Source organism: Pseudomonas lini (genome assembly GCF_964063345.1).
GTDB lineage: Bacteria > Pseudomonadota > Gammaproteobacteria > Pseudomonadales > Pseudomonadaceae > Aquipseudomonas > Aquipseudomonas lini_B.
This window is the reverse complement of sequence record NZ_OZ061318.1, coordinates 3821638-3836024: the sequence shown is the minus strand read 5'-3', so window position 1 is coordinate 3836024 and position 14387 is coordinate 3821638. Positions and strand designations below refer to the sequence as shown.

Sequence of the window (14387 nt, the reverse complement as noted above, 5' to 3'; positions counted from 1 at the left end):
CTCAGCTCCGGTTTCTCTCGTCTCATGCCCGCTATTACCACAGACCTGCCCGCCCTCGCCCAATCCATCAAGGACTGGGGCCGCGAGCTGGGCTTTCAGCAAGTCGGCATCAGCGGCCTCGACCTGGCCGAGCATGAGCAGCACCTGAAGCGCTGGCTCGCGGCCGGCTACCACGGCGAAATGGATTACATGGGCGCCCACGGCAGCAAACGCTCACACCCGGAAGAACTGGTGCCCGGCACCCTGCGGGTCGTTTCCCTGCGCATGGACTACCTGCCGGGCGACACCGAAATGGCCAAACGCCTGGCCGAACCGGAAAAAGCCTACGTCTCGCGTTATGCCTTGGGCCGCGATTACCACAAATTGATCCGTAAACGCGTGCAACAACTGGCGGAAAAAATTCAGGCGGTGATCGGCCCGTTCGGCTATCGCGCCTTTGTCGACAGCGCCCCGGTGCTGGAAAAAGCCATCGCAGAACAGGCTGGCCTTGGCTGGATCGGCAAAAACACCTTGGTCTTGAATCGCAAGGCCGGCAGCTACTTCTTCCTCAGCGAACTGTTCGTCGACCTGCCGCTGCCGGTCGACCCGCCCCACGCCACCGAACACTGCGGGCGCTGCACCGCCTGTCTGGACATCTGCCCGACCAACGCCTTCGTCGGTCCGTATGTGCTGGACGCCCGACGCTGCATTTCGTACCTGACCATCGAACTGAAGAGCGCGATCCCCGAAGATTTGCGGCCATTGATCGGCAACCGGGTGTTCGGTTGCGATGACTGCCAGATCGTCTGCCCGTGGAACCGCTTCGCCCGGCCTTCCGGCGAAAGCGATTTCAAACCGCGGCACAATCTGGACAACGCCGAACTGGCTGAGCTGTTCATGTGGGACGAGGACAAGTTTCTCAGCAGCACCGAAGGTTCGCCGCTCAGACGCGCGGGTTACGAGCGTTGGTTGCGCAATCTGGCGGTGGGCCTGGGTAATGCGCCGTCGAGCATTCCGGTGCTGGAGGCACTGAAGGCACGGCGGGACTATCCGTCGGAACTGGTGCGCGAACACGTGGAATGGGCCTTGAAACAACATGAGCAACGCGCTGGTAACAATGGATCACGCACTTAACAAATGGGGTAATTAGACGATGAATTACCCCATTTGAAGTCGAATTACCCCGTTAAGAGTAAATCGCACACACGACCAGCAACCTTCGATCAAGCCTCGTCGTTATAAACGAACTTGGGCATTTCCCAGTGGAAACGGATCGCCAGTAAACGCAGCAGGAAGCCGCCGAACAGGGTGATCAGGATCGCCTGTTCACCGGGTAATTGCAGGTAGATGCAAAGCAGATAGCACCACGCTGCGGCAAACGAGACGCTGGCATAGAGCTCGCGACGGAAGATCAGCGGGATGTCGTTGCAGAAAATGTCCCGCAGGATGCCGCCAAATACCCCGGTGATCACACCGCTGACCGAGGCCACCAGCATGCCGTGGCCCATTTCCAGGGCAGTCATGCAGCCGATCAGGGTGAACGCCACCAGACCCACCGCGTCGAGTACCAGAAACAGTGAGCGCAGATGACGCATCCAGCGGGCGATGAAGATCGTCAGCATCGCCGCGACGGAGGTCAGCACCAGGTATTCCGGGTGTTTGACCCAGGTCAGCGGGTAGTGGCCGAGCAGCACGTCGCGCACCGAACCGCCGCCCAGCGCCGTGACGCATGCAATCAGCACCACGCCAAACCAGTCCATGCCGCGACGACCCGCAGACAGGGCGCCGGTCATGGCTTCGGCGGTAATGGCGATCAGGTAGAGCATCAGCAACATGGTGGCGGTCCTTACAAGAAGGCGCGCAGTCTAGCCATTTAGGAACGGCACCAAAAGAGGGCAAGAGAAAGCACAGAGAACCTGTGGCGAGGGAGCTTGCTCCCGCTGGGCCGCGGAGCGGCCCCTTTGCTGACAGAGCGATTCTTCAGATAGACCGCGCCGGCTGACTTTACGACTGCTGCGCAGCCGAGCGGGAGCAAGCTCCCTCGCCACAAAAGCCCACCCTATGCCCAATCAGAACTTGATGAAATTCTTGCGGTAGTGCTGCAGCTCGGCGATCGATTCGCGGATGTCGTCCAGGGCCAAGTGGGTGCTGCCCTTTTTGAAGCTGTCGCGTACGTCCGGCGCCCAGCGCGCGGCCAGCTCTTTAAGGGTCGACACGTCGAGGTTGCGGTAGTGGAAGTAGCTTTCCAGCGACTTCATGTGGGTATAAAGAAAGCGACGGTCCTGGCAGATGCTATTGCCACAGATCGGCGACTTGCCCTTCGGCACCCATTTTTCCAGGAAGGCGATGGTCTCGGCTTCGGCTTCGGCCATGCTGATGCGGCTGTCGCGAACCCGCTGGGTCAGCCCGGAGCCGCCGTGCTGACGGGTATTCCACTCATCCATGCCGGCGAGGATCTCGTCGCTGTGATGGATGGCGATCACCGGACCTTCGGCCAAGGTGTTCAAATTACTGTCGGTGACGATGGTGGCCATCTCGATGATGACGTCGGTATCAGGGTTCAGACCGGTCATTTCCAGGTCGATCCAGATCAGGTTCAGCGGGTTTTGCATGAGTCGGCTCCTCGGCGTAGGAGCGCAGTTTAGCCTAGGGAGGCCATCGGGCGTGCTAAACTCGCGGCCGTTTTACCTAATCGCTGCATTCTCGATACGGAACACCCATGGCCAAACGCCAACTCAATCGTCGTCAAAACTGGCGCATCGAAAAGATTCAGGGCGAGCGCGCTGCCCGCGCCGCCAAACGCGAGTCCTCGGCTGTCGAGGCACTCGAAGGCGGCGACCTGGGTCCGGAACAGACGGGCCTGGTGATCGCGCACTTCGGTGTGCAGGTCGAAGTCGAGGCCCTCGATGGTGAATTGGCCGGCCAGGTGTTCCGTTGCCATTTGCGCGCCAACCTGCCAGCGCTGGTGACCGGCGATCAGGTTGTGTGGCGTGCCGGCAACCAGGGCATCGGCGTGATCGTGGCGCAACTGCCGCGTAAAACCGAGCTCTGCCGTCCCGACAGCCGTGGCCAGCTCAAGCCGGTGGCGGCCAACGTCGACTTGATCGTTATCGTCTTCGCGCCGCTGCCCGAGCCTCACGCCAACCTGATCGACCGTTATCTGGTCGCTGCGGAACACGCGGGTATTCGGCCGTTGCTGCTGCTGAACAAATTCGACCTGATCGACGAGCAGAACGCCCCGGCGCTGAATGCCTTGCTGGCGGTTTACCGCACGCTGGGTTATCCGGTGCTGGAAGTGTCGGCCCACCACGGCAATGGCATGGAGCAGTTGCAGAAGCAGCTGGACGGGCACATCAGCGTATTCGTCGGCCAGTCCGGTGTCGGCAAGTCGTCGCTGGTCAACAGCCTGCTGCCGGAAGTCGACACCCGTGTCGGCCCGCTGTCCGAGCTGTCGGGCCAGGGCACCCACACCACCACCACCGCGCGGCTGTTCCACTTCCCCGGTGGCGGCGAGTTGATCGACTCCCCGGGTATTCGGGAATTCGGCCTGGGCCACGTCAGCCGCGCCGACGTCGAAGCCGGTTTCATCGAGTTCAACGACCTGATCGGCACCTGCCGCTTCCGCGACTGCAAGCACGACCGCGAGCCGGGTTGCGCCCTGCTCAAGGCTCTTGAAGAAGGCCGCGTGCAGCAGCAACGGATGAACAGCTACCGCTCGATCATCGCCAGTTTGCCTGAAAGCAGCTATTAAACAGACGTGCCAACCGCCCCTGACTATTACGGGGCGGTAGGTCGTTCGTGGCGTCCTACAAAAACTCCCTCAATTAAACGTCAGACCTCTCTGTAAGGCTTCTTCGCGCCTGCCTGAAGGACGCGTCTCTTTAACCGCCAAGACCTTGTTGCGGCCACTCAAGTGCATACATTCGAGCCCTCATCGCATTTCTGGCGATACCGAGGGACAGCCATGCAAACCTATCATTTGTTCATCAGCCACTCGTGGAACTACTCAGACGCCCACGACAATCTGGTCCGCCTGCTCAATGCGAAACCCGGCTTCACGTTCAAGAATTTTTCTGTGCCGCCGGACAACCCGATCATCGGCGCGAAAACCGACAAACAACTTGAAGAAGCCATCGAAAACAAGATTCGGCTCTGCTCGGCAGTGCTGATCATGGCGGGGATGTATTCGACCTACAGCAAGTGGATCAACAAGGAAATCGAGATCGCCAGGCGCATGAACAAGGTGATCATCGCGATCAAGCCGTTTGGTGCGGAGCGGATTTCCACGGTGGTACGCCGGGCGGCGCACGCGGAGTGTGCGTGGAACACCAACAGCATCATCAGCGCCATTCGTACTCACGCGGCGGGCTGAACCATGCGCAAGGGACTGTTCATCGGCATTAATAACTACAGCCATGTTTCACAACTGAGTGGTTGCAACAACGACGCGATGGCCATGGCTTCGGTGCTGAAAACCGACGCCAATGGCGATCCGAATTTCAAGAACCTGGTCCTGACCTCCGCCGAAGATTATCTGAGCCGTGAAAAGCTCGAAGGGCATATCCAGGAATTGTTTTCAGGCGATTGCAGCGTTGCACTGCTGTACTTCGCCGGTCACGGCAACTTCGACGTCGATACGGACGAAGGCATGCTGATCCCCCAGGACTACAAATCCGCCAAGGATGGAATTCGCATCAGCGACATCCTGAATTGGGCGACCAAAGCCGTAAAAATCAAAAACAAAGTGATTATTCTCGACTGCTGCCAGGCAGGCTCGGCGGGCGAAGTGCGGGCGCTACGCAGCGAAAGCAGCATGGTGTGCGAAGGCATGACCATCCTCACCGCGTGCAAAAAGGAAGAACCGGCAATGGAGGGCGCCAACCATGGGGTCTTCACGGGGCTGTTACTGCAAGCCCTGCACGGCGGCGCCGCGAACATATTGGGAAAGATTACCCCTGGCAGCCTCTATTCATTCGTCGACAACGCTCTCGACGCGTGGGAACAGCGCCCGGTGTTCAAGACCAATGTGTCGCAGTTCATTTCATTGCGAGAGGTCTCACCGCTGATCCCCAAAGAGATTCTGCGCAAACTGCCCGATTGGTTCGAAGAGGCGGAGTCAATGTTTGCCCTCGACCCCAGCTACGAACCTACCGAAGCCACGTTCGACCCGGTGCACGGCGAAGTCTTCGCCCAACTGCAAAAGTGCAATCGCCACAGCCTGGTCGAACCGGTGGACGCCGAACACATGTACTACGCCGCCATCCATTCCACCGGTTGCCGCCTCACAGCGCTCGGCGCCTATTACCGCGAACTCGCGATCAAGGGACATTTCTGATGCCTGTGTTTATCAGCTACCGCCATAGCGATCGGCCCCACGCCATCGCCATCAACTCCCGTCTGAAGCAGGCAAACATCAAAACTTACCTGGATGTGCTGGATCCGGAGTCCCAGACAACCGACGACATCACTGGAGTGATCACCCGCAACATCACAGAATGCACACACTTACTCGCAGTCGTTTCTGAGAGGACCGCACATTCCTGGTGGGTGCCGTTCGAAATCGGCGAAGCGACCATCAGCAACCGACGGATTTGCTCGTACCAGATTGGCCCCAGCGCTTTACCGTTGTACCTCGACAAATGGCCAAAACTGAGTGGCGATACGGACATCAATTTTTTCATTGATGCTTATCGTGAGGAGGTGATAACCAAACGCTCGACAGGACTGGAATCGATCAGTGAGTCGGTTCGCGGAATCTACAAAGGTAATGCAGACCTGTTCCACGACCAACTCAAGAACCGCATCCGACGCGGTTTCTGACAGATCGAGTAGGAGGCGGATTTACATCCGCCGTCCTCTCACACCACCGTACGTACGGATCCGTATACGGCGGTTCAAGCTATGCGGCTAAGCCGGTTTATCGTATCCAGTACCGAGACCAACCCAAGTTGATCCCATAGCTTCTTCGGCAGCGCCTGATTCATATGAGATGCTCCCGAGCTCCACCATGGGCCTCGGCCATTGAAGGCTGATTTGCAGGCGCGAGCTTCGCTAAGCCCCAGGCGCATCAAGTTACGTGCCCTCGTTGAGGGCCGCTTCCATTGACGCCAGACGACGCAGCGAAGTTTGCGCCGCACCCAGCCGTCAATTTCCTCAAGTGGCCGTTTGCTCTGACTGAGCTTGAAGTAGCCTGCCCACCCGCGCAGTACAGGGTTTATCCGTTCGATGACATTCGCCATCTTGTGGCCCCGCGCCCCGCGCAGCAGGTCTCTTAACCGGTCGCGCAAGCGACCCAGACTCATCGTCGCCACTCTCAGCCTCGGTTGCTGATGCCAGCTCATCCCATAACCCAGATAGTCGCAGACCCAAGGCCGTGCTACGTGGCTCTTTTCCCGGTTCAGCGTCAGTTTCAGGCGCTGATTCAGGAAACGCTCAACACCGGCCATCACCCGTGTGCCAGCTCGCTGGCTGCGCACATAGATGTTCGCGTCGTCGGCATAACGCACGAAGCGATGGCCTCGCCGTTCAAGTTCGCGGTCGAGTTCGTTGAGCAGGATGTTCGACAGCAACGGCGAGAGCGGGCCGCCTTGCGGCGTCCCTTCCTGCCGTCGGCTGACGAGTCCGCCCGACATCGTTCCCGCTTCGAGGTAACGACGGATCAGCGTGAGCACACGCTTGTCTTCGATTTGACGCGCCACGTAGGCCATCAGGACATCGTGGTTGACCCGATCAAAGAACTTCTCGAGATCAAGTTCCACGCACCAGCGGTGACCCGCTGCCACGTGGCCGCGAGCGGTTTCGATGGCTTGGTGAGCGCTTCTACCCCGACGAAAGCCGTAGCTGTAGTCCGAGAACAGAGGATCGAAGATTGGCGTGAGCTGTTGCAGCAGTGCCTGTTGGATCAAGCGATCCACGACGCTGGGAATACCCAGTTGCCGTGTTCCACCTTTGGGTTTGGGGATGTCAACGGCGCGTACACCCTGCGGGTGATACTCGCCGGCCAGCAACCTCACCTTGAGGGTCGGCCAATACTGTTTCACGTAGTCCGCCAAGTCGTCGACCGTCATGCCATCGGCACCCGGTGCGCCCTTGTTGCTGACCACACGTTGATACGCACGCCTAAGGTTGACCGGTGCAAGCACCCGCTCCATCAGCGTGTCCGGCTCCGCGTTCGTCCACGTCACAGACGCCGCCGATACCTGTGCGCTGTCAGCCGTCATCCTCGGATACTGTCCGGGACTCGGAGTAACAGTCTTCTCTTGGAGAACTTTCTGCATTTCGGTATTCAACGAGACTTTGACGCCTACTGGCGGCATAACTTGTTCAGCCCTTGGTGACGGGGTTATTCGCCACTTACTACGGCCTCGGCTGACTTCTGCACGTTCATCCCGTCGCCTCTCGACGCTCGGTAGCACTGTGGCAAACGTGCAGATCTCCCAGGGTAATTCGCGCGACCTTCCTGCTTATGCCTGTCGGATCTACGTCGCAGCGTCCCGTGCAAGTATTGGGCTTTAGGGAAACACGCCCCTTTACCCCGCTGCGCCGCCTCTATCCGCTTGCTGTTCGTCAGGCCAGCATTTTGCCTCGGGCTTCCTTCAGATTCGCGGTCACCCGCGACACCCTTGCCTCTGGCTAACACTTCCCCTTGCCGGGTGTGTAGAGGACTTTCACCTCCAAGTCACCAGCGAGGCCACCACAGCCAAGCTGGTTGCGCTTGCGCGCAACGCGCCATGCCTGGCGCACGTGCAAAAAAGCCGCGATGATCGCGGCTTTCTGATCTTCAACAATCAGGACGACTGCGACGCCTTGAATGCGCTGGACAGAAGCTGACGCACAGCAAGCGATGCTGTTGAGCGGTAATCGACCAGCCACCACACCTTACGCCCAAAAATCGGCGTTACAGAGCCCTCTTAACGGCCAAATAACAGGCATTACGCACGCTATCAGCGCTTGTGATACCGTGCGAAAAAAATGAATTAATTGAGGCCGAAGGCTTCTTGAATGGTCTTGATCAAACGGTCGGCGTCCACCCCTTTGTAACCTCGGGGGTTTGACGCAAGCTCAGCGGGCACTTGGCTGAGAAATGACCTCAAATCAAGAGCCATTCGTTCAGGGAGCTTGGTCATTCCTTCTGTAAGACCGACAGAAAGCAAGATCACATCTCTGAAGTGCTTATTGATATCACGACTGTCCACTCGTACGCCGTTCTCGATCTGCGCCTTCTTGTTAAGCCAGGCATGAGCTTTGAGCGGAACGAGCCGATCGGCCCCAATGTGACTGATTTCCTGGGTGTGATCGACGCCGGCCAGGAGAAAGTTGTAATACTCATCATCGAGGATGATCGCAGAAAGGCTTGCGGCTTGCTCTTCTACGGGGATTTTGGTCATTCTGGCCGCTTCTTCGTACTCCAGGCCATCTGGTACACGAGAAAAAAGCTCGATCTGAACTGGAAAGGATTTGTCCTGAGGATCCTGGAAGCGATAGAAAACAGGGGAGTCCCCTTCGCTGTCGCCATTTTGGCGAATGGCATACCCGCCGTCCTTGATGAACTTCCAGAACTGACCTACGAACTCACGATTGAGAGCCTCAACGACCAGTACGACATCCAAATCCTTGGTGGCTCGAAATGGCTCATCCAGAAGCTCCATGGTAATGGATGCTGCCACCCCGCCAATCAGAACGTAGCTGCCCTGATAGTCTTTGAAATACTCTCGAAACCGTTCGATACCCACTACCATTTCACGTTCTCCATCATTTCATCCAGACACATTTGCACGCGGTCATCATGGTCATCCTTGAGGCTTAGATAGAGAGAAAATGGATCTACAGTCCCAGTAGCCATATTGCTGTGCAGTGGGTCATAGCTCCAAAACTGTATGCAGCATGCTGCATGGTTTTGCGGTACCTCAAAATAGGGGAACGTGGTCTCGAATTTCGATTTAGCCGTCTTTGAGGTTGAGCCCCAGAAGCCGATCTCTACCTCATATGCCGTATTCACTTTTTGGCGGCGATCAGACTGAGCGAGTTCTCGAATATGCTCGAACTGCGCAGTCGTCATTGCGAAGCAAGGTACTTTTGGACCGGCGAGTAGGCTCCTCTCTGCCAGGGCCGCCTCCCCCGCCAACAGCATTGGGGTCTCAAACGCCTCAGGGATTGCATTTAACCAAAGCGTTTTTTTGACCGGCGTACGCATGTAGTCTTTCGCCATTTCCCAAGTCTCTTTAGGAGGCAAGTGAAAAAAGATCGCGGCTTCACCCATTTCCTTTCCAGGCTGAACGATGTCCAGGTCGGTCAGCTCTTTGATGGCTCTGGTGACGGTCATTTTCGCGTAGGTAAAGGATTTCTCGAAAGTAGAGCGAGTGGTCAGTAGCCGGGACTGCCATCCTTTGATCAAGAATTGAATAAGCATGGATTGAGTGGCAGGGCTCAGTACCTGAGGTTTTTCCAGGCGCTGCCTGTAATACTCACGCAAATCCATTCCAAGCGCGGGAAGATAAAGCTGGTTTCCCGGCACGATGAATTGGACGCCTTTCTCGACCAGTCGTTTTCTGTCATAGCTCGGGAGCGTGTCTGTGACGAAAACCATGAGGTCACTGGTTTCGGGCGACTTCTTCGCCAGCAGCTTGTTGATTGCCTGCATATGCTTGGCGACATCCGCAACGCTAGCTTCCCGTTGTGGACGTTCCTTGAGGATGAGACACCTGCCCCCTAAGATTTCCGTGACAAAAAACTCGTATCGATCACGCAGCGCATATGGAAGGATTTTGACGTGTTCCCACGGTTTTAAGCGTAGCTTTAGGCCTAGCACGCTCTCTACATAGACCTTGAGCTCGATCAGATCGCGCCTCTCATAGAGGTCGTGGTCGTAGCTGGTAAAATCAACCATGGTCATTCTTCCGTATCACGATTTCATCACGATATCAGAGGCTCTGATAGCGTGCAAAATTCCTGATATTCTTCCGTGATTTCTGATGTAGAGTCTCTGCGAAGCGACATAAAAAATAATAGCCGGGGAGCGAATGACAGTCGCGGTAGGGAGAAAGTTATTTACAACCTCTACCGCGACCAAATGTGCGACGATCGCGACGTTCCAGTCTTCAACGTGCAGCTTTTTCCAGCTTCCAGCCCAGCGCATCCAAGGCGTCACAGCCGTCCTGAATCAACATGTGTGCAGCATTGGCGAAATGCTCCAGATCGTGACCTTCGGCGTTTTTGATGCACAGGCAGGTGACGCTATTGAGCAGATTGCGCGCGGCTTTGATTCGGTGGGTGGCGGTTTCGAGGAAATCCGAGGCTTTGGCTTCGGTGTCGATATACAGAGTCGGGCCGACGCTGAAATTGCCTTGCAGAGGGTGATACTTAGCCATAGGTCTAACTCCGGTCACTTGGGTGAGGTTCCATCTTTGTTTCGACCGGCTAAGATCGATCGCCGATTCGTCGGCGACGGGCGAACTATAGGCGAGCAACCTGGGGAAGTAAAACCCGGCCAATACGCCTCGGAACTGTCCTACACCATTCTCCTAACAAGCCTCACTCCTTGATTTTTTACCGCTGGCAGCGTCAGCCCACCGCACGGTGAATCAATCAATCCGCCTTCCGTTCGTTACTGCCTTTTTCAAGTTCCAGATCGACAATCCCTGCCCGCCTTTGCCGATCTCGATCATTTTCGTGACACCACGAAAATGATTAGCGGCATCCACTCCAGAGGTTTCGCCGTTGCAGCTGTGGCAAGGATTGATTGTCCGCGACAATAGATACAAAAAAGCCGACATCGCTGTCGGCTTTTTCATGGATCACTGCTTGGGCGGCTCACCCGGTTTCGGCGCAGGAGCATCAAACAGATTCAAACGTTCCCGAAGCTCATGAGCCGGCAGCGGTTCTTTATCCGCCGGCAATGCGTTCGGATCGACTGGCGGCGCAGGCACTTCGCCTGGGCCACCCTGCCCTTGCGTCGGCACTGGCGCGGGTTCGGCACCTTGCGAACCTTCGATGGCACGCTGGGCTTTCTTGGTCAGCACGACGATGTCGATTCGGCGGTTGACCGGGTTGAACGGGTTTTCCCGGTCGAACAACGCGGACGAGGCGTAGCCCACGACTCGCGCTACTTGAGAGTCCGGATAGCTGCCGGCGATCAATGCACGGCGAGCCGCGTTGGCGCGGTTGGCCGAGAGTTCCCAGTTACCGAAATCGCCGGTGCCCGAGTACGGCTTGGCATCGGTGTGGCCGCTGATGCTGATCTTGTTCGGCACCGCTTTGATGGTGTCAGCCATGGCCAGCAGGATGTCTTCGAAATACGGCTTCAGACGCGCACTGCCGGAGTCGAACATCGGGCGGTTTTCGGCGTCCACGATCTGGATGCGCAAACCGTCCTGAGTGATCTCGAAGAGGATCTGGTCCTTGAACTTCTGCAACTGCGGGTTTTCTTCGACCTTGTTCTGCAACTCTTGCAGCAGCAATTCCAGGCGCTCTTTCTCGACCTGCTCGGCCATGCCTTCGACCTGTTCGGAGTCGATCGTCACCTTGTCTGGCTGAGGCTGGGATTTCACCTCGGGGTTGAGGGTGCTCTCCGGCGCCAGGGTCGGCGTGCCGCCCAGATCGATGATGTACGGCGTGCCGCTTTCGGAAAACCCGACCGGATCCTTGAAGTAACCGGCAATGGCGATCTTCTGTTCCGGCGTTGCCGTGGACAACAGCCACAGCACCAGGAAGAACGCCATCATCGCCGTCGCGAAGTCCGCGAAGGCGATTTTCCAAGCCCCCCCGTGATGCCCGCCGGCGATGCGCTTGACGCGCTTGATGATTATCGGCTGGTTATTTTCCATGACTTAGCGACCGCGAACCGCTTGTTCCAGCTCAGCGAAGCTAGGACGGTGCGCCGGGTACAGAACCTTGCGACCGAACTCCACCGCCAGCGACGGCGGCATCCCGGACGCCGAAGCGACCAGCGAAGCCTTGATGGCTTCGTAGACGTTCAGTTCTTCCTTGGCATCGTGGCCCAGGGACGTGGCCAATGGGCCGAAGAAGCCGTACGCTGCGAGAATACCGAAGAAGGTACCGACGAGGGCCGCACCCACGTGCAGGCCGATGGATTTCTGATCGCCTTCACCCAGGGAAGCCATGGTCACCACGATACCCAGTACCGCCGCAACGATACCGAAACCGGGCATGGCGTCGGCAATGCCGTTCACCGCGTGGGCAGGGTGTTCCAGGTCTTCTTTGAGGCTGTAGAGTTCCATGTCGAACAGGCCTTCCAGCTCATGGGGAGCCATGTTGCCGGAGGACATGATGCGCAGGTAATCGCAGATGAACGCGGTCATGCGTTCGTCTTTGAGCACCGCCGGGTACTTGGCGAAGATCGGGCTCGCGGCGGCATCTTCGATGTCGCCTTCGATCGCCATCATACCTTCGCGGCGGCTCTTGTTGAGGATCTCGTAAATCAGGCCCAGCACTTCCAGGTAGAAGGTGTGGTTGAAACGCGAATTGAACATGCCCAAGGACTTCTTGAGCACATGCATCGTCATGTAACCAGGGTTGGCCTGCAGAAATGCGCCAAGGGCCGCCCCCCCGATAATCATCACCTCGAAAGGCTGGATAAGAGCGGCAATCTTGCCGTGGGAAAGCACGTATCCGCCGAGCACGCTCGCGAATACGACGATGATGCCGATAATTTTAGCCATAGGTAGGAGAGCACTTACTGAGTCGGGTTCAAGGTCATATTCGGAAGTTAAAAAATCTCTTCTTCTACTTATCGGCAAAACTGCGCCAGACTATAGCCAGTTCAGGCGAAAAGCTATTTTGACCCGCGCGGGGATAGGTAATGCAGACGATGATTGCGTCCAGACATGGCTAACGAAACGAACGTCCCAACGCCAAAACCAACCACGCTCGAAGGCTGGGTCAAGCTTCTCGATGGTGTGCGCCTGCCGGTTCCGCAAGCCAGTCACGATCGGGTCAGCAAAGCCATCCGCGATAACCGCAGTTCACTGCGAGACATCGCCGAACTGATGCAGGACAGCCCGGCCCTGGCCTTGAGCGTGATTCGCGAAGCCAACCGCCACACCCATGGCAGCATGACCGAGCCCGCTGAAAACCTTGAAGTGGCGATCAATCGTCTCGGCTTGAAACGCACCGAAGAATTGCTCGAGCGCCTGCCCGCCGAATCCGAATCGCAAATTCCTGTCGCCTTGCGCCAGCTTCAACTGATCAGCCAGCACGCCACCCAACAGGCCAATGGTTTTTTTGCCGGTCGCCTGGCGCGGTTGTGGCAGGACATCCACTGGGGCAGCCTGTTGTTTCTTTCGCCGCTGTGGCCCATGGCGTTGACCCATCCACAATTGCTTGAAGAATGGGAGCTGCGGGTCATCCATCAAGGTGAGTCGGCGCGCAAAGTCGAAAAGCAATTGTTCGGTGTACGCCTGCTGGAAATCTGTCTGGCGCTGGTGGACACCTGGCGTTTGCCGATCTGGGTGCAGCAGGGTTATCGGCTGCTGCGCAGCGAACAACGCGAACTGGTGAAAGTCCTGCGCATCGCTCGCGATAGCGATCACCCATTGCGCCAACAGAACCGCCTCGATGACGACCCTACGTTACGACGCTGGCTCAATCAGCCAGCCAATACCGTGCTGCTGGCCAATGGTCTGGCGTTGTCGGCACAACAGGCCTGGGACAGTCCCCACTGTGAACGCTGGCAGTACCTGGCCAGCCTTTACTTGCAAATGCCGATGGATGAGGTGCAACAACAATTGCACCAACAGGCCGCTAACAGCGCCCGCCACCACGCCATGCCAGACCTCTGGCACCCGGCCGAAGCGCTGATCTGGCCTTCGGGCATGAACCGTGTGCACGCTGGTTTGCTGCCGGCCCCGGCACCCACCGCCGAAGACCTGGCGAAGTGGCGTAAACAATGCGCCGAACTGCTGGTGGAGCCGAGCCGTTTTACCAATGCCATGCACTTGACCACATCGGCCCGAGACGCCTTGGTGGCGTGTGGCATGCGGCGGGTGATGATTCTGATGGCCGACCGCACGCACGCCAATCTGCGCGTGCATCAGACTGCCGGGCTACCAAAAGAAGTCGCCGGCCTGAACCTGGTGGTCAACCAAAGCACCGTGCTGCAGCGCCTGCTCGCGCAACAGGCCCAGGTGCGCCAGACGCCAGCCAACAACGCACAATTCTCGGCCCTGTTGCCGGCCAGCCTGCGCAAACAGTTCAGCGGTGAGCACTTGCTGCTGCGCTCCCTGGTCAACAACGGTCGGGTGATCATGATCGTGGTGGCGGATCAGGGTGGCGGGCCGTTCTCGGAAATTACCGTGCAAGCATTCGGCAAAACCGCACAGTGCATCGAAAAGGCCCTGCACAGCTTTAGCCACCGCTAGGGCCTGATGCCAGTCAGTTAAGTTGCGCACACT

15 protein-coding genes are annotated in these 14387 nt (G+C 57.7%); 6 read left to right on the top strand and 9 right to left on the bottom strand.

The features are described 5' to 3' along the window. Positions 1 to 24: 24 nt before the first annotated feature. Entirely contained in the window at positions 25 to 1113 is a 1089-nt protein-coding gene (gene queG / locus AB3226_RS17360) for a tRNA epoxyqueuosine(34) reductase QueG (RefSeq protein ID WP_367373949.1), read from the top strand. Between the two features lie 89 nt (positions 1114 to 1202). On the opposite strand, the gene AB3226_RS17355 is transcribed toward queG, so the two are convergent. Both AB3226_RS17355 and orn read right to left on the bottom strand, forming a co-directional pair. Further along, entirely contained in the window at positions 1203 to 1814 is a 612-nt protein-coding gene (locus tag AB3226_RS17355) for a trimeric intracellular cation channel family protein (protein ID WP_030128339.1), read from the bottom strand. A 234-nt stretch (positions 1815 to 2048) separates the two neighbouring features. Beyond that, positions 2049 to 2591, bottom strand: a complete 543-nt coding sequence (orn, locus tag AB3226_RS17350) for an oligoribonuclease (RefSeq protein ID WP_008068863.1) — start codon at positions 2589 to 2591, stop codon at positions 2049 to 2051. Between the two features lie 107 nt (positions 2592 to 2698). Here orn and rsgA point away from each other — a divergent pair, with 107 nt between their 5' ends. From rsgA to AB3226_RS17330, 4 genes are all read left to right on the top strand, one after another. After that, positions 2699 to 3730: a small ribosomal subunit biogenesis GTPase RsgA gene (rsgA, locus tag AB3226_RS17345; RefSeq protein ID WP_007902636.1), complete on the top strand. Its 1032-nt coding sequence runs from the start codon at positions 2699 to 2701 to the stop codon at positions 3728 to 3730. A 213-nt stretch (positions 3731 to 3943) separates the two neighbouring features. Next, positions 3944 to 4351, top strand: a complete 408-nt coding sequence (locus AB3226_RS17340; protein ID WP_367373948.1) for a TIR domain-containing protein — start codon at positions 3944 to 3946, stop codon at positions 4349 to 4351. A gap of 3 nt (positions 4352 to 4354) precedes the next feature. Next, on the top strand, positions 4355 to 5314 hold the full coding sequence (locus tag AB3226_RS17335) for a caspase domain-containing protein (RefSeq protein WP_367373947.1): 960 nt from the start codon (positions 4355 to 4357) through the stop codon (positions 5312 to 5314). Next, positions 5314 to 5799 (top strand): toll/interleukin-1 receptor domain-containing protein, encoded by a 486-nt coding sequence (locus tag AB3226_RS17330; RefSeq protein ID WP_367373946.1) that lies wholly within the window; start codon positions 5314 to 5316, stop codon positions 5797 to 5799. The genes AB3226_RS17335 and AB3226_RS17330 overlap by 1 nt, the downstream gene beginning before the upstream one ends. A gap of 74 nt (positions 5800 to 5873) precedes the next feature. On the opposite strand, the gene ltrA is transcribed toward AB3226_RS17330, so the two are convergent. The 7 genes from ltrA to motA all read right to left on the bottom strand — a co-directional run bounded on the left by ltrA (position 5874) and on the right by motA (position 12656). Further along, positions 5874 to 7295, bottom strand: coding sequence for a group II intron reverse transcriptase/maturase (ltrA, locus tag AB3226_RS17325; protein WP_367372100.1), 1422 nt, complete (start codon positions 7293 to 7295; stop codon positions 5874 to 5876). 660 nt (positions 7296 to 7955) lie between these two features. Further along, a complete protein-coding gene (locus tag AB3226_RS17320) occupies positions 7956 to 8717 on the bottom strand; it encodes a hypothetical protein (RefSeq protein ID WP_367373945.1) in 762 nt (253 codons plus the stop codon). Beyond that, entirely contained in the window at positions 8711 to 9865 is a 1155-nt protein-coding gene (locus AB3226_RS17315; RefSeq protein ID WP_367373944.1) for a hypothetical protein, read from the bottom strand. The genes AB3226_RS17320 and AB3226_RS17315 overlap by 7 nt, the downstream gene beginning before the upstream one ends. A gap of 211 nt (positions 9866 to 10076) precedes the next feature. Beyond that, positions 10077 to 10346, bottom strand: coding sequence for a hypothetical protein (locus AB3226_RS17310; protein ID WP_367373943.1), 270 nt, complete (start codon positions 10344 to 10346; stop codon positions 10077 to 10079). A 213-nt stretch (positions 10347 to 10559) separates the two neighbouring features. Beyond that, positions 10560 to 10769, bottom strand: coding sequence for a hypothetical protein (locus AB3226_RS17305; protein WP_367373942.1), 210 nt, complete (start codon positions 10767 to 10769; stop codon positions 10560 to 10562). 3 nt (positions 10770 to 10772) lie between these two features. After that, entirely contained in the window at positions 10773 to 11801 is a 1029-nt protein-coding gene (motB, locus tag AB3226_RS17300; protein WP_367373941.1) for a flagellar motor protein MotB, read from the bottom strand. 3 nt (positions 11802 to 11804) lie between these two features. Then, positions 11805 to 12656: a flagellar motor stator protein MotA gene (gene motA / locus AB3226_RS17295; RefSeq protein ID WP_367373940.1), complete on the bottom strand. Its 852-nt coding sequence runs from the start codon at positions 12654 to 12656 to the stop codon at positions 11805 to 11807. A gap of 165 nt (positions 12657 to 12821) precedes the next feature. Here motA and AB3226_RS17290 point away from each other — a divergent pair, with 165 nt between their 5' ends. Then, positions 12822 to 14354 carry an HDOD domain-containing protein gene (locus tag AB3226_RS17290; RefSeq protein ID WP_367373939.1) on the top strand — a complete coding sequence of 511 codons (1533 nt, stop codon included), beginning with the start codon at positions 12822 to 12824 and terminating at the stop codon, positions 14352 to 14354. Positions 14355 to 14387 lie beyond the last annotated feature (33 nt).